At 43.5% G+C, this 15,282-nt stretch carries 16 protein-coding genes; all 16 read left to right on the forward strand.

The window, feature by feature from the left end:
* The first annotated feature begins 18 nt into the window (after window positions 1–18).
* Window positions 19–723, forward strand: a complete 705-nt coding sequence (locus tag JL57_RS11535; RefSeq protein WP_034142195.1) for a GntR family transcriptional regulator — start codon at window positions 19–21, stop codon at window positions 721–723.
* Between the two features lie 274 nt (window positions 724–997).
* Entirely contained in the window at window positions 998–1,420 is a 423-nt protein-coding gene (gene phnG / locus JL57_RS11540) for a phosphonate C-P lyase system protein PhnG (RefSeq protein WP_034142196.1), read from the forward strand.
* 20 nt (window positions 1,421–1,440) lie between these two features.
* The gene (gene phnH, locus JL57_RS11545) at window positions 1,441–2,037 is read left to right on the forward strand and encodes a phosphonate C-P lyase system protein PhnH (RefSeq protein WP_034142197.1); all 597 of its coding nucleotides are present in this window, start codon (window positions 1,441–1,443) and stop codon (window positions 2,035–2,037) included.
* Entirely contained in the window at window positions 2,038–3,162 is a 1,125-nt protein-coding gene (locus JL57_RS11550) for a carbon-phosphorus lyase complex subunit PhnI (protein ID WP_034142198.1), read from the forward strand.
* Between the two features lie 11 nt (window positions 3,163–3,173).
* A complete protein-coding gene (locus JL57_RS11555) occupies window positions 3,174–4,019 on the forward strand; it encodes an alpha-D-ribose 1-methylphosphonate 5-phosphate C-P-lyase PhnJ (protein ID WP_034142199.1) in 846 nt (281 codons plus the stop codon).
* Between the two features lie 11 nt (window positions 4,020–4,030).
* Window positions 4,031–4,876, forward strand: a complete 846-nt coding sequence (locus tag JL57_RS11560) for an ATP-binding cassette domain-containing protein (RefSeq protein WP_034142200.1) — start codon at window positions 4,031–4,033, stop codon at window positions 4,874–4,876.
* Window positions 4,877–4,916: 40 nt separating this feature from the next.
* The gene (locus JL57_RS11565) at window positions 4,917–5,540 is read left to right on the forward strand and encodes a DapH/DapD/GlmU-related protein (RefSeq protein WP_034142201.1); all 624 of its coding nucleotides are present in this window, start codon (window positions 4,917–4,919) and stop codon (window positions 5,538–5,540) included.
* Window positions 5,541–6,248 (forward strand): phosphonate C-P lyase system protein PhnL, encoded by a 708-nt coding sequence (locus JL57_RS11570; protein WP_034142202.1) that lies wholly within the window; start codon window positions 5,541–5,543, stop codon window positions 6,246–6,248.
* A gap of 121 nt (window positions 6,249–6,369) precedes the next feature.
* Entirely contained in the window at window positions 6,370–7,416 is a 1,047-nt protein-coding gene (gene phnD, locus JL57_RS11575; RefSeq protein ID WP_034142203.1) for a phosphate/phosphite/phosphonate ABC transporter substrate-binding protein, read from the forward strand.
* A gap of 136 nt (window positions 7,417–7,552) precedes the next feature.
* On the forward strand, window positions 7,553–8,338 hold the full coding sequence (gene phnC / locus JL57_RS11580) for a phosphonate ABC transporter ATP-binding protein (RefSeq protein ID WP_034142204.1): 786 nt from the start codon (window positions 7,553–7,555) through the stop codon (window positions 8,336–8,338).
* The gene (locus JL57_RS11585) at window positions 8,328–9,113 is read left to right on the forward strand and encodes an ABC transporter permease subunit (RefSeq protein WP_034142205.1); all 786 of its coding nucleotides are present in this window, start codon (window positions 8,328–8,330) and stop codon (window positions 9,111–9,113) included. The genes phnC and JL57_RS11585 overlap by 11 nt, the downstream gene beginning before the upstream one ends.
* A complete protein-coding gene (locus tag JL57_RS11590) occupies window positions 9,113–9,997 on the forward strand; it encodes an ABC transporter permease (RefSeq protein WP_034142206.1) in 885 nt (294 codons plus the stop codon). The genes JL57_RS11585 and JL57_RS11590 overlap by 1 nt, the downstream gene beginning before the upstream one ends.
* A 65-nt stretch (window positions 9,998–10,062) precedes the next feature.
* On the forward strand, window positions 10,063–11,268 hold the full coding sequence (locus tag JL57_RS11595; protein WP_034142207.1) for an alpha-D-ribose 1-methylphosphonate 5-triphosphate diphosphatase: 1,206 nt from the start codon (window positions 10,063–10,065) through the stop codon (window positions 11,266–11,268).
* A gap of 114 nt (window positions 11,269–11,382) precedes the next feature.
* Window positions 11,383–12,210 (forward strand): inositol monophosphatase family protein, encoded by an 828-nt coding sequence (locus tag JL57_RS11600; RefSeq protein WP_034142208.1) that lies wholly within the window; start codon window positions 11,383–11,385, stop codon window positions 12,208–12,210.
* A 28-nt stretch (window positions 12,211–12,238) separates the two neighbouring features.
* Entirely contained in the window at window positions 12,239–13,105 is an 867-nt protein-coding gene (locus JL57_RS11605; RefSeq protein WP_034142209.1) for a PHP domain-containing protein, read from the forward strand.
* Window positions 13,106–13,298: 193 nt separating this feature from the next.
* On the forward strand, window positions 13,299–15,278 hold the full coding sequence (locus tag JL57_RS11610; protein ID WP_291299983.1) for a choice-of-anchor I family protein: 1,980 nt from the start codon (window positions 13,299–13,301) through the stop codon (window positions 15,276–15,278).
* The last annotated feature ends 4 nt before the right edge of the window (window positions 15,279–15,282 follow it).

A 15,282-nucleotide genomic window follows, 5' to 3' on the forward strand; every position in this document is an offset into this window, starting at 1 on the left:
GTTAGTGGGGGTATGACAATGTCTAATGAAATGGAGATAGTGGATAAGTTGGTTCCCTTAATTGTCTCAGGCAGATACAACCCCCATGATAAACTGCCGTCTGAGAATGAAATAGCAGATCAATACAAAGTGCCGAGAATTACAGCTCGGAAGGCCTATGAAAGACTCGAAGAATTAGGGCATATCTATAAACAGCAGGGCAAAGGAAGCTATGTCAAAGACAGATCTACACAAATTGAGCTTGTTCTTTCGGGTGATGTGAGTTTCAGCCAAAAAATGATAGATAAAGGTTATGATTTTCATTCGGAGACTATTTTTTGTCGGGAGAGCAAATACAATAAAAAGATTTGTGACTATTTAGAAACTGATAAAGAGGACAGGATTTTCAAAGTAGCAAGACTGAGGTATATTGTTCAACAACCTATCGCCCTTCATATATCCTATGTTGCCAAATCAGTATTAAATGATATCGATGCTGTGGGCATGGATATTACATCGATGTTTAAATATTACCATAGCAAAGGATATACAGAACTTTGTTCAAAACCCAGTCTTTTAAGTGTATCCTTTCCCACGAAGTCTCAACGGAAACTGTTAAATTGTCCGGATTTAGTACCGCTTTTGGTCTCGGAATCAGGCTGTACGGATAAGAAGACCGGCACAGTATTGGAGTACCGCAAGATTTTTTATAGATGTGACTGCTTTTCTTATGTCATACCTTAGACAAGAGCTTCATTCGTTCTCACCATAAAGCCTTATGCTTAAAAGCATAAGGCTTTATATGCGTATCAGACCCCCATGCCTATGCGCGGTACCACTAATGGGTGAACTAAAGTAGGGAACGGTCAAGACCGTTCCCTACTGTTATCGGATCCCGCAGACAAGTAAAGAAACTTAACAAAGATTTAACAGAGTAATTACAGAGCTTTAACATGACTAACTTGGCAACAAGTTATGATGATTTCGTGGATAAACACTCACAAAGGAAGGGTAATGGATGATTAGAAAACAAAGAACCCAGATCCTAATCAAAGGTTCAGCAGAGGTTTCCGTAAACTTAGCGCAAGAAATACTCACTGTATACGAGGTCAAGACCCTTGAGGAACCCAATAATAGTCTAGTTATGGTTAAAGTGCGGGAAAGCGCTCAACGCAGCTTATTCTATCTGGGTGAGGTATTGATTACGGAATGTAAGGTTATGATCAGGGGAGCTTTAGGAATCGGTATGGTCATGGGGCATGAACCGGCACTTGCCCGCAACCTGGCAATTATTGATGCAGCTTATAATGCGAATTTACCAGAGACATTAGAATGGACAGATGCATTATTGCGTGAGGAAGTTCAGATCAATGAAGACTGGGAAGCTGTAAAGAACAAGGTCTTAAAGACCAAAGTGAATTTTGACAATATGGATGTTTAGATAAGAGGGGTAAAAAGCAGATGAATCTGGATTTGGTGCATGATATCCAAGCAGCTTATCGTAAAACGCTAGATTCAATGTCTAGACCGGGCTTGATTAAAAATATCCGTCATCAGGCAGATAAGGTGCAGATGGAGAGTGGTTGTTTTGACTCAACCTTAGTATTGGTGCTGATGCTCTTGGATACAGAAGTGAAATTCAAGGTGTATTCCGAACGGGAAGCGGAAATGGCCAAACTTATTAACCAGTTGACGTATGCTAAAGCCACGGAAGTGGAGAGTGCGGATTATATTCTTGTTCTGAAGGACGCTAAAGCGGAGGACTTGGCGGTTGCCTTGAGAAGGGCCTATCCAGGAGATTTGCTCAACCCGCACAAAGCAGCAACTATGATCATTGAAGCTGACTCTGTGAGCAACGAACGGAATTTAAGCTTAACGGGTCCTGGAATCGAAACGGAATGCTATATAGACGTCAAAACAAGCGATGGCTGGGTCGATCTACGAGCTGAAAAAAACTCTGAATATCCAATGGGAATTGATCTTATCTTTACAGATCGGGAAGACAATATTGTATGTCTGCCGCGAACAACTCAAATTACGGAACAGGTGGGTGGATAGATGGGGTATGTTGCAGTAAAAGGCGGAACTCAGGCGATTGAAGAATCGATCAAACGCCTGAAATATGAGCGCTTGAAAAAGGGCGTAGTCTTGGATTGTCACAGTATTGAAGGTGGTCTGCGCTGCCTGATCGACCAGGTTATGTCGGAAAGCAGTCTTTACAATGAAACTCTGGCAGCGCTGGCCATCAAGCAGGCCGAAGGAAGTCCTGAAGAAGCGGTATTTTTATTGAGAGCTTACCGTTCAACTTTGCCGCGCAGGCATTATTCGCGAACAGTTGAGTCTGAGGATATGCTGGTGGAGAGACGAATATCAGCCAGCTTTAAAGATATTCCCGGTGGACAAATCTTAGGGGCTGCCACTGATTATACTCATCGTTTAATCGACTTTAATTTAAATGAAGAAACAGATCAAGAGGCTATCCACTGGGTACGCGAATACTCCTTGGAAAGCGGAGTTGAGTATGACAAGACTGATTTAGCCAAGCTGCCCAAAGTTCTGGATTATCTGCGGGAAGAAGGTCTGATTCAGCCTTGTAAAAATGATGATAGTGAGCCGGACGACGTTACCAAAGAGAGTCTTCAGTTTCCGACCAGCCGCAGTGAAAGACTGCAGATTTTAACTAGGGGGCAGACAGGTGCGGTTACTTCCTTAGGGTATGTAGCCCTGCGCAGTTATGGGGCGCTGCATCCGACGGTGGGAGAATTGCGGATTGGAAATCTGCCGCTCTATGTTGATAATCCATTCAACGAACTAAGTGAGGGCGAGGATGCTTATTATATCGGCGAAATCAAAGTCACTGAGGTTGAGTCCTTGTTTCCGGAGGATGTTCAAAAATTAACGGGTCAAAAAGAGCTGGAATTCAGCCTGGGTTATGGAATCTGTTATGGACAAAATGAAAGCAAAGCGATTGCCATCAGTATTTTGGACCGTTGTCTGGAAACAGATAATCCGGAGCATTCGATCCTTAACGAAGAGTTTATCCTTTTGCATATTGACTCCGTTGAATCCACTGGCTTTATTTCACACCTCAAACTGCCTCACTATGTGACCTTCCAGTCCAAGCTGGACAGCGTCCGTAAGTCGAAAAAAGGTAAAGAAGGTCTAACAGATGAAAATCATTAGGAGCTGAATCCATGAAAATTGAGTATAATTTTGCTTTTTTTGATGAAGGGTCTAAACGAGAGATTCGAAGAGCAACCCTGAAGGCGATTGCCATTCCGGGGTACCAAGTGCCTTTTGCTTCAAGGGAGATGCCCATCGCCAGAGGTTGGGGAACCGGAGGACTACAGCTGACACTTTCCCTGGTGGGTAAAGACGACATCCTGAAAGTCATTGACCAAGGCTCAGATGAATCGGTCAATGCCGTAAATATTAAAAAGCTCATCGCCCTAACGACCGGTATAACCGGAACCGACGAAACGGCGGAAGCGACCATCATCCAATCGAGACATAGAATTCCCGAAATTCCACTCCAGGAAGGTCAGATTATGGTGCTTCAGGTACCGCTGCCAGAACCTCTGAGATATTATGAGCCGAGTGAATATGAAACCAAAAAGCTGCACGCGGAACAAGAATACAGTGGTGCCTGGCTGATGCTCTTTGAGCAAATCATGAACTACGGAACTATGTCGACAGGTGCGGACCATCCAGTTATGGTTCATGGCAGGTATGTTATGGCCCCCAGCCCCATCCCAAGATTCGATAATCCCAAGCTGAATAGTTCCAAAGCCTTGATTCTTTTGGGTGCAGGCCGTGAAAAGAAGGTCTATGCGGTGCCTCCGTATACCAGGGTTGGCTCACTTGATTTTGAAGACTACCCTTTTGGAGTTGAATCATTTCAGGAGGCGTACTGCAGATTGTGCGGAGCCAAGGGTATATTTCTGGATGAAATACTGGATGACTTAACGGGTGCCCCCTCTTATCAATGCAATGACTCCAGCTATTGTCTGCAGAATTTGAATGGAAAATCAAGAGGATGAGGGATTGTAAAATGGTAGATTTTGAACAGCCTGTCTTGTCTGTAAGTAATCTAAATAAACAATATGGCAAAGGGTGTGTCAACTGCAGAGGGGCAAAAGGGGCGCACTTGCTGAAAAATTACTGTCCTGTCTGCGGGACGGTCTATGCCTGCAGGGATATCACATTAGAGGTGTATGCGGGAGAAATATTAGGAATTGTCGGGGAAAGCGGGAGTGGTAAGTCGACCTTGATGGATTGTCTGTATTTTGATCAGGAGGTAAGCAGCGGAGAGGGGTATATCAATTCCTACAAGAGCGGAAGAGTGAATGTCTTGGCAGAATCATCCCAACAGAAACGTTATATCAGGAATCATAGGATGGGGAAAGTCTATCAGAATCCGCTGATGAGTTTGAAAATGAATTTCTCCTCGATTGGCAATATCGCCGAGAAATTGATTGCAGCCGGAAACAGGCATGTCGGAAAGATGCAAGCCAGAGGGGAAGAGCTGCTGGAGCAAGTAAATATACCGGTTTATCGTATGAAAGAAGCTCCCAAGAACTTCTCAGGCGGAATGCAGCAGAGGGTTCAAATTGCCAAGGCTTTATCGAACAATCCACCACTTCTCCTGCTCGATGAAGTAACCACAGGGTTGGATTTGTCGGTTCAAGCCAGTGTCCTTGATTTAATCAAGACCCTTCAGAGAGAGTTGAAGATTACCGTGGTCATTGTCTCGCATGATTTAGGGGTTATTCGAATGCTGGCCGATCGAACCCTTGTGATGTTGGATGGCAGGGTTATTGAACATGGCTTGACAGATCAGATTCTTGAAGATCCGCAGCATGGCTATACCCAGCAGTTAGTGCAATCATTGCTTTAGTATACGCTGTTTTTAGTGTGAAAGGTTGGCTGAGGAGAGAATGAGCAACAGGGTTGGAAGAGAACCGTGTATCCATGAGAACTGTCAATTGCACAATGCGGTGTTGGGTGAGTATACCGAGGTAGGGCTTTATAACGTTCTTGAAAACACTAAACTTAATGATTTTTCCTATACAGGTCGTTTTTGCACCTTGCAAAACGTTGAAGTCGGTAAGTTTTCCAACATTGCTGACATGGTGAGAATTGGGCCTACTGATCATCCTCTGGACAGGCCGACCTTGCACCACTTTACTTACCGCCGGATGAAGTATGGCTTGGCGACGACAGATGATGAATTATTCTTCCAGCGGCGAGCCGAGCATAAAGTCTATATTGGCCATGATACCTGGCTGGGACACGGCGCGATCATTATGCCTAGTGTGAGGATCGGCAACGGAGCGGTGGTAGGCAGTGGCGCGGTGGTTACTAAAGATGTTCTTCCCTATACCATTGTGGTTGGAGTGCCGGCTAAACCAATCAAGCAACGTTTTTCTGAAGTTGCTGTCAGAAAACTTATGGAGATCAAGTGGTGGGACTGGTCCTATGAAATCATTAAAGCAAGGCTTAATGACTTTTACCTTCCTATTGACGAATTCACAGACAAGTATTATAAAGCAGGTGATTAAGTGGAAGAGATACTAGCGATTAAGCATTTATCAAAATCGTTTATTATCCATAATTTAGACAAGCAGATTGCAGCACTGCACGATATTAGTCTCGATTTAAGAGAAGGGGAATTTGTCGGGATCACCGGGAAAAGCGGCAGTGGAAAATCAACTGTATTTAAGTGTATTTATCGAACGTATGCACCGCAAAAAGGAAGTATATGGTATAAATCAAAAAAGTTTGGTCCAGTTAACTTAGCGGAACTATCGGAACGACAGATGATTTATCTGCGGAAACATGAGATTGGCTATGTATCGCAGTTTTTAAGCACCATGCCCCGGACCACCGCACAGGAACTGGTAAAACAGGCGGTTTTGGAGATGGGGTATGAAGAAGACTACGCGGAACGGGAAGCAAATATTATGCTCGAGCATTTTGAATTGGACAGAGAATTATGGGACTGCTATCCGGGTACCTTTTCCGGGGGGGAAAAGCTGCGCCTGAATATTGCCAGGGCTATGGTAAAGCGCCCTAGGTTGTTGCTTCTCGATGAACCTACTGCCAGTTTGGATCATACCTCCAAATTAAAAGTCCGAGAACTTATCGAACAATTGAAACGAGAAGGAACAACGATGATGGGGATTTTTCATGATCTTGAATTTATGGAAAACCTCTGTAATAGGGAATACACAATGCGTGATGGAGAGTTACTGGATCTTGAAGTTTAACCAAAACCTTACAGTAGTTTAATAGGGATTTAATCATTTTCAGGTAAAATAAGATATCAGTTATCCACATTGTTAATTCAATGCAGCGGATATATTTTTCAAAATTGAGAGGAGAATAAACGTGAAAAAGATTAAATTACATGTTCTGGTGGTCATTCTAATGTCGGCACTTTTAGTAGGGTGCGCTTCTACACCTGCGACGGATTCCAACACAGGGGCCAAAGAGCCTGATACCATCACGATTGCCTGGTTGCCGAATAATGCGGCAGAGGATTTTAAGGAGACCCGGGCCGAAATCGGCAAGGCCATTGAAAAGGCCACCGGCAAAAAAGTGGAAGACAAATTAACCACAGATTACGCCATTGCTGTTGAGGCCGTAGCTAGCGGCAATGCCCAGCTTGCCTTTCTCGGAGGGGAGTCTTATGTTGAGGCTCACAAAAAAAATCCTAAGGTTCTTCCCCTGGTGGTGAATAGTGGGGTGTCAGGAACCTTGAAAGACGCCATGTATTATAGCCGGATTGTCGTTAAGAAAGGTAATGAAGATCAATACCTTTCCGGCACAGACTATGCTCTGGATAACATAGTAGGGAAAAAGTTCTCTTTCGTTTCAACCAGTTCAACGTCAGGCTTTAAAGTGCCTTCAGCAGGAATCGTTTCCTATTTCTCAAAACAAGATAAATGGAAGACTCTGAAGGCGGAGGATCTGCTGCAAGGGGGCAGTGATAAATTTTTCAAGCAAGTGATTTTTGGGGGTTCTCACCAGTTATCCTTAGTCAACGTGCTCACGGATAAATCTGATCTCTCAGCCGTCGACGATTTTGATGTAGTGAGCTATGTGGATCTCACTTCAGGAACAGACAACAGGCCTGGAGCTGTCTATACGGTCAAGAGGGGTGCTTCTAACCCGTTCAGCAAACTAGTCGATAAGCAATTCGTAGTCATTGTATCCTCCCCAGTCATTAATGCCCCAATTGCTGTTAATACCGGAGCCTTAAGCCAGAAAACTGTGGAGGCAATCACTCAAGCGTTTACCTCCGATGAGGTTACCAAGAATGAAAAGATCTTCATACCAAAGGGGTCTAAAACTAAAGGGTTTTTCAATGCTCCTCAGCGTTTTCTGACAGTGGAAGATTCCTTCTATCAACCCATCCGCGATCTGAGCAAGTAAATAACGTTCTAGGGTTGGATAACGGAAATTAGAGGATTGAAATGAGGGCGTCAAAGTTAACCACATCCATGGTATCAATTGGGTAAGGTTGCCTCGACGCCTCATTCTCAGTCTAAGCAGAGAAAGGAAGTAGAGCATGTCGTTATTAGAACTAAAAAACGTCAGAAAATATTATAACCAAGAAACTTTGGCCTTAGACGATGTCAGTTTCTCTGTCGATGAAGGCGAATTTGTTTCCATCATCGGTCCTTCCGGAGCAGGAAAGTCAACCCTTTTGCGCTGTATTAACCGGATGATTGAAGCAAACAGTGGGGAAATATCCGTTGACGGCGTTATTTCTTCAAGTCTAAGCAAGAAAAAGTTACGCAAGCTAAGAACAAAGATCGGCATGATCTTTCAGCATTACAACCTGGTTGATCGGCTGACCGTTATCGAGAACGTGCTCCACGGCAGGCTCGGCTATAAATCAACCCTGGCGGGGGTCTTAGGCAGATACAGCCCGGAGGAAAAAGGGCAGGCTTACCGAATTATTAAGATTTTGGGACTGGATGAGCAAGTTTATAAGAGGTGCGATCAGTTAAGCGGCGGTCAAAAACAGCGGGTTGGAATCGCCAGGGCTTTGGTGCAAAATCCTAAAATTATTTTATGTGATGAGCCGATTGCTTCCTTGGATCCTAATGCTTCGAAGATTATCATGGATCATTTGAGAAATATTTCCACCGAGATGGGAATAACTGTGATTGTAAATTTGCATCAGGTTGAAGTAGCCTTGAAGTATTCGGACAGAATTATCGGCATTAACAGGGGAAAGGTTGTTTTTGACGGATCTCCAGGCGAGCTAACGACTCGACAGATTCAGGATATCTATGGTTCAGAGTCCGAAGATTTGATTATTGAGCTAGGAGAAAGACATGCGGGATGATATTTTTAGCAAACGAAGGAATGGCAATCTGGTATTCTTTTCGTTATTAATTAGTCTAACCGTGGGCTCGATTATCATAACTCAGTACGATGTACTGAAAGGGTTTACCAGTATTTACAAGGCAATAATCTGGGGGGGCGGCAATTTTTATCCTGATGCCAAGTCAATGAGGATATTGCCCGAGGTTTTACCCAAATTGCAGGAAACGGTGTTAATGGCTATTGCTGCAACAACCGTAGCAGCCTTTTTTGCCTTGTTCTTGTCCTTGGCTGGTTCCAAAACTACACGTCTAAACAGAATATTTGGTATTGTAAGCAGGGGGATCGCTTCTCTCTTTCGGAACATACCGCTCGTGGCTTGGGCCATGGTTTTGATGTTAGCGTTTAGTCAAAGTCCACTGACCGGTTACTTTGCGCTGTTTTTTTATTCTCTCGGCTTTCTGACCCGTGCTTTTATGGAAACGCTGGAGGAAGTGGGCAATAACTCGATTGAAGGCTTGCAAGCGACGGGTGCCGGTTATTTTCATATCATATTTCAGGCAGTTTTGCCTTCCAGCCTGCCCCAGATGATCAGTTGGCTATTATACAATATTGAACACAATATTCGCGACGCCACCTTGGTGGGAATCCTCACCGGAACGGGGATTGGCTTCTCCTTTGATTTGTATTACAAAAGGTTTGATTACCATGCTGCCAGCCTGGTTGTGATTCTGATCGTGATCACAGTTATTTTCATTGAATTTGTATCAAATAATATTAGAAGGGTGATTTTGTGATGCAATTTGAAGAAGTAATAAGAAAAGAATCAATAGTTATTTGTGAGCAGTTAAGCAGTTATTCAACTAAAGATACTGTGAACTATGGCACAATCAAACCCCTGAATAGACCGGCATTAGCTATAAGAGGAATACTGCTGCTTTTAACAGCTTTGACAATCTATTTTTTCGTCACGATTGATTATCAGAGTGTCGACCTTCTCCAGAGTATTGCCATTACATTCGAGAATTTTAAGACGGTATTTCTGCACCCTCAATCAAATCGGTTTAGTTTAGGGGAAGCTTTCTACAATGTTGTGGTGACTTTAGGGCTGGCCTTTTTGACAACCTTAATCGGTGGAATAGTCGCGTTGTTTTTGGGGCTGCTCGGCGCTCAGAATTTGGCTCCCAAACAAGTAACCAATTTTATCAAAGGCTTTGTCGCTTTTGTCAGAGCAGTGCCAACCATACTATGGGTTTTAATCTTTGCCGTTGCCGCTGGACTGGGCAGTGCTGCTGCGGTTATTGGTATGAGTTTTCATTCGATTAGCTATTTGACTAAGGCCTATTCCGAGTCTTTTGAGGAGTTAGACCGCAGTGTTATTGAAGCTTTAAAGGCCAGTGGCGCCAATTGGTGGCAAATTGTTTTTCAGGCGGTTATCCCTTCCTCGATTACTTATTTGCTTTCCTGGACTTTCTTGAGGTTTGAAATAAACTTCGCCAACGCCATTGCCATGGGTGCTGCTGCCGGAGCAGGCGGGATTGGTTTCGATCTGTTTATGGCCAGCGGTTTTTATTTTGATCTGAGGGAAGTCGGGCTGATCACATATTTTGTCTTAGCTTTTGCAATTGTTCTGGAGGTGGCTTCTATGAAGATAAAGGGTAAGCTCCAAAACAGGACGTAAGCTTCATTAACCCTGAATTGAGGATAGACTTGGCAGCTCATTTTAAACGCAAGGAGTAATAATACATGAGAACTAAGAAGATATGTATTTACAACGCCCAGATTATTTTACCTGACAAAGTTGTCAGGGGGCATATCCTAATTGAGGGTCATAAAATTTCAGAGGTGGCGGAAAACAGTTTCCCCAGTGTCAAATGTTATTCGGACACTACTGTGATTGATGCGGAAGGGTGTTATGTTATGCCCGGAATGATCGATCTGCATAGTGATGCAATCGAGAAAGAGATCCAACCCAGGCCGAATACCTTATTTCCGATAAATATGTCCTTCTATGAGCTGGAAAAAAAGCTGGCCGTGAGCGGGATTACAACCATGTACCATTCTTTGAGCTTGAGCGACGAGTGGGGAGTGCGCAATACGGATATGGTTATCAATATTATCAATAGCATAAACAGGCTTAAACAGACTCGCTCCATGATCAATCACAAAATACATCTCAGATATGAGTTGACTTTTCTGACTGGGGTTAGTGTCTTGGAAGGTCTTGTTCGGGATAAGCGCATTGATTTTATGTCCTATATGGACCATACTCCGGGTCAGGGACAGTTTAAAGATGCGGAAGCACTTAAGGACTTTACCATCCAATCGTATGGTAAAAATGAGCGGGAAGTTGAAGATTCCATGGATAAAATCATCGAGAACCAGGCCAGGATCGATTGGTTGAAACTAATTAGTTTAGCCAAAATCGCCAAAAGTAAAGGGATTAGATTGGCGTCCCATGATGATGATACAAGAGGGAAAATAGATAAACTCCTAGCGTATGAAGGGACAGTCAGCGAATTTCCCATTAATCTTGAAACTGCCGTCTACGCCAGGTCCAAAGGGATTCATGTCTGCGTTGGTGCTCCCAATATTATCCGCGGTAAGTCCCACAGTAATAACATGAAAGCGATTGATGCCATCACTAATAATGCTGCTGACATTGTATGTTCTGATTATCTGCCGAGTGCTATGCTTCCGGCAGTTTTTCATCTAACTAAGGAAGGGATTAATCTAACAGAAGCAGTTAAGATGGTAACGTTAAATCCGGCTAAGGCTTTGGGGATTGACAGTGAGGTCGGAACTGTAGAAGTTGGTAAATGTGCGGATTTAATCTTTGTTGAAATGCATCAGGATTATCCCATACTTCGTAAAACTCTGGTAGGCGGGAACATTGTTTTTCAATCGGATTTTCAGGCGTTCAACACCGAAAGGGTTGAAAATATATGTTGATCAGAGAGGCCGCAGAGACTGAACTGCCAGAACTTCTCCGAATTTTACCGTCGGGATCATTGGCCCGGGTATGTGTGACAGCACAAACTCAGGCCAGAAAGGGTTAGGATAGTTATGAATGTTGAAGAAAGAGAAATGTATGACTTCGCCAACATTTTAATGCATTCCGTCGGTTCTAAATTGAAACTAGAACACAAACGCTCTGTAATTAAAGTAAGGGAAAAAACATCTCAGATGGACCTGGTTACGGAACATGATTTATTAATTGAAAAACTATTGGTAAACGCCATTCTAGGAAAGTACCCTGGGCATGGAATACTAGCTGAGGAATGCCAAACGTGGGTTAGTGATGATCTTGGCGGGTATACTTGGGTCATCGATCCAATTGACGGTACCATCAATTACTACCGCTTTGGTAAGGATTACGCCATCTCGCTAGCCTTGTATTGGGATGAGAACCCGATTTTTGGCCTGGTCTATGATGTTGCAAACGGCGTTATGTATAGTGCAGGGCAGGGTGAAGGGGCAATAATGAATGGGTACCGTTTGAATATTTTGCCAGATCGGCACGAGAGGCTGAACAAAGCGGTTGTTGGCATTAGTTTGAGAACTATGAGAGAATTCACAGATATGGGAATGGATGTTTTAGGGATGCTGTCCAGGGCGCAGGCCTACAGATATTTAGGCTGTGCATCCCTAGAGTTATGCAAGGTTGCCAATGGGGAATATGATCTGTTTATTTCGTCAAATGTCCATGAGTGGGATGTTGCAGCTGCAAGGATTTTTCTGGAACAACGTGGGGGAGGGATTCTCATACGAAGAAAAGACGATAACAGATCACGTTGTGGCAAGCTATTGGTAGTTGCTTTCCATTCACCTTTGATCTGGGAGGAAGCTTTTGAATACCTTCCCCCATCCCTTAGAGATAAATTTGAAGATTAAGGCTTAAGCAAAACTAAAGGAGAAGAATATGAAAGCTGATTTGCATTGTCATTCCAGAGTGTCTGATGGCTCACTTGAAATAAGAGAAATAGTGTCAATAGCCCAAAAAATAGGGATTAAGGCGTTGTCCATAGTTGACCATGATACGGTTGATGGGCTTGCGGAAGCGGAAAATGCTGGTAAAGAATATGGCGTTAGTATTATCTCCGGTATTGAAATATCTGCCTATGACTATCGAAGAGGCAGGAAAGCACATGTTTTGGGTTTTCTGATGGATAAACCTCAGCAAGTCGGAGAAGTATGCAGACCCATGCTAATTAAAAGGCAGATAACTTCTGAAGGGATAGTAGAAAGACTTTCTGAAGCGGGTTATTCAATAACTTGGGACTTCGTGAAAAAGATCTCTAGGGGCAGTACGAACGTCTATAAACAGCATATAATGCATGCTTTGATGGAGCTAGGATACACATCAGCTTTAAAAGCTGATTTATACAAAAAGCTTTTTGCTAAACCTAAGGATGGGAATCCAGGCGGAATAGCTTATCAAGAGATACAGTACATTGATGTTTTTGAAGCGGTTAAAGTGATAAAACAAGCTGGAGGAGTGGCAGTACTTGCTCATCCGATAGGATATAAAAACATGGAGCTAATCCCTGAACTCATAGATGCTGGCTTAGATGGGTTGGAAGCGTGGCACCCAAGTCACGATGATGCGGCTGTTAACCTTATCATGTCCGAAGCAGAAAAATACGGGTTAATCTTGACGGGTGGTTCTGATTTTCACGGCATGTATGAAGGTAAGCCGAATCTTCTGGGAAGCTGCTATACATCAAGGGAATGGCTTGAGTTGCTTTATGAGCGTAAAAACAATAAATCACATTTTAGTCCGATTTAGGACTTGCTTCATATAATTGTAAAACTTTAACAAATAATTTACACTTTTTTAATCAATACTTTACGGTCTTGTGTTACCATTATATGAGCACCCATGCAACTATTTCCAAGATATAAATAGTTCTTGAAATTAGTTCTTTCAGCATGGAGTCAATATTATCAACTTGTTTTTTAAGAAGGAGGAGAATTTACCTGTGAGAAAATCCAAGTGGCTAATTTGGTCGATTATTATTTCCATGCTGCTGACCATGAATTTCAGTTCAATGGTTATGGCAAGCAGCTCTCCAACAACAACGTTAACTTATCCGGACTACCCGAATTTAGAGCTTAGCTTGATTGCCAGGTATGATACAGGAGCAGAGGCGGGGGCAGAGATTGTCAGTTATGAGCCCAAATCAAAAAAAGCTTTTCTTGTGAATGGAGCCGAGAAGTCATTAGATATTTTTGATTTGTCCCAGCTCAGCGGTTCTATGAATGACGTTACTCAATTGAACACTATAAAACGCATAAGTATTACCAACTTAGGTGAATCTTTTAGCAAAGTCAGTGACATTACGAGCGTAGCAGTGGAGCCTAATGGAAAATTCATTGCTGTGGCAGTTTCGGCAGAACCGAAAACCGATAACGGGAAGGTTATCTTCTTTGACTTAGAGGGGAATCTCTTAAAGGCACTTGAGGTAGGGGCACTGCCTGATATGGTGACTTTCACACCCGATGGCAAAAAGGTTTTAGTCGCCAATGAAGGAGAACCCAGTGATGATTATGCTGTTGATCCCGAGGGCACGGTTTCCATTATTGATGTCTCTGCAGGAGCTAGCCAAGCCTCGGTGGTGACGGTCCGGTTTACAGATGAGGTTGTAGTTGATAAGAATGTGCGCATCGCTAAACCTGGCGCAGCTCAAGCCCAGGATTTTGAACCGGAATACATAGCTGTGGAAGCGGACAGCAAAACCGCTTATGTCAGTTTGCAGGAAAACAATGCTATTGCCAAGCTGGACATCGAGAACAAAAAATTTACTCGTGTCTACGGTTTGGGATATAAGGATCACTCTGTAATAGGGAAGGGAATGGATGCATCCGATAAGGATGGCAAGATCAATATTAGGCCTTGGCCTGTACTGGGTATGTATCAACCAGATGGTATTACATTATTGAATGTTAATGGCAACAGCTACTTGCTGACTGCTAATGAAGGGGATTCCAGAGATTATGCCGGCTATTCGGAAGAAGGAAGTATCGGTAAAATCAAAGGAGATATAGTCCTGAAGGCCGAGCATTATTCTGGGTATAGTCAGAAGCAGTTGGATGAAATGGTTGCCAAGGGACTTTTTGATGATAAGCAGTTAGGACGCCTGAGCATTACAACAGCCAACGGCAAGAATGCCGATGGAAAATATGAAGCGCTATACAGTTATGGCGGACGTTCTTTTTCGATCTGGAATACTAAAGATTTCACTCAGGTGTTTGACAGCGGGGAAGACTTGGAAAGAATTACGGCCCAGGCCTTGCCTGACCAGTTCAACGCCAACAGTGAAAAGAATGGTATGGACAATCGCAGTGATAATAAAGGTCCCGAGCCCGAAGGAGTGGAGATCGGAAAAATCGGTGACCAGGATTATGCCTTTGTTGCGTTAGAGCGCATCGGTGGAATCATGGTATATAATGTCAGCAAACCTGAAAAGCCTGTCTTTGTCGGTTATTATTCCAGCCGCGATTTCTCCCAGGAGGGGATCGCAGGGGACAGTGCTCCTGAGGGATTAAAGTTTGTTTCTGCAGAAAACAGTCCAACAGGAAAACCTCTGCTCTTAGCAGCGAATGAGTTTTCAGGAACAGTTGCAGTTTTCGAGATCAGTGTATCGACTAAGAAGAGCATTACGATTCTTCATACCAATGACACCCACTCCCGTGTCGTCGAAGGAAAGTATGACGGGATGGGATTTGCTAAAATTACAACTATGATCAAACAGTACAAAGCCCAAAATCCCAATACTCTGGTCCTAGATGCCGGGGACACCTTCCATGGCCAAACAATTGCCACCCTGGAAAAAGGTGAGAGTATCGCTAAACTTATGAATGTCATGGGTTATGATGCCATGACCGCAGGTAACCATGATTTCAATTATGGCTATGAGCGTTTGCTGGAACTGGATGGCATGACCAACTTCCGATATTGAGCGC

This window comes from Desulfosporosinus sp. BICA1-9, from assembly GCF_000802135.1.

Bases quoted from the DNA above. Each gene is read 5' to 3' on its own strand.
- JL57_RS11560 (WP_034142200.1), top strand. From the start codon at position 4,031: ATGGTAGATTTTGAACAGCCTGTCTTGTCTGTAAGTAATCTAAATAAA.
- JL57_RS11550 (WP_034142198.1), top strand. From the start codon at position 2,038: ATGGGGTATGTTGCAGTAAAAGGCGGAACTCAGGCGATTGAAGAATCG.
- phnH (WP_034142197.1), top strand. From the start codon at position 1,441: ATGAATCTGGATTTGGTGCATGATATCCAAGCAGCTTATCGTAAAACG.
- JL57_RS11585 (WP_034142205.1), top strand. From the start codon at position 8,328: ATGCGGGATGATATTTTTAGCAAACGAAGGAATGGCAATCTGGTATTC.
- JL57_RS11565 (WP_034142201.1), top strand. From the start codon at position 4,917: ATGAGCAACAGGGTTGGAAGAGAACCGTGTATCCATGAGAACTGTCAA.
- JL57_RS11600 (WP_034142208.1), top strand. From the start codon at position 11,383: ATGAATGTTGAAGAAAGAGAAATGTATGACTTCGCCAACATTTTAATG.
- phnC (WP_034142204.1), top strand. From the start codon at position 7,553: ATGTCGTTATTAGAACTAAAAAACGTCAGAAAATATTATAACCAAGAA.
- JL57_RS11605 (WP_034142209.1), top strand. From the start codon at position 12,239: ATGAAAGCTGATTTGCATTGTCATTCCAGAGTGTCTGATGGCTCACTT.
- JL57_RS11595 (WP_034142207.1), top strand. From the start codon at position 10,063: ATGAGAACTAAGAAGATATGTATTTACAACGCCCAGATTATTTTACCT.
- JL57_RS11590 (WP_034142206.1), top strand. From the start codon at position 9,113: ATGCAATTTGAAGAAGTAATAAGAAAAGAATCAATAGTTATTTGTGAG.
- JL57_RS11535 (WP_034142195.1), top strand. From the start codon at position 19: ATGTCTAATGAAATGGAGATAGTGGATAAGTTGGTTCCCTTAATTGTC.
- JL57_RS11555 (WP_034142199.1), top strand. From the start codon at position 3,174: ATGAAAATTGAGTATAATTTTGCTTTTTTTGATGAAGGGTCTAAACGA.
- phnG (WP_034142196.1), top strand. From the start codon at position 998: ATGATTAGAAAACAAAGAACCCAGATCCTAATCAAAGGTTCAGCAGAG.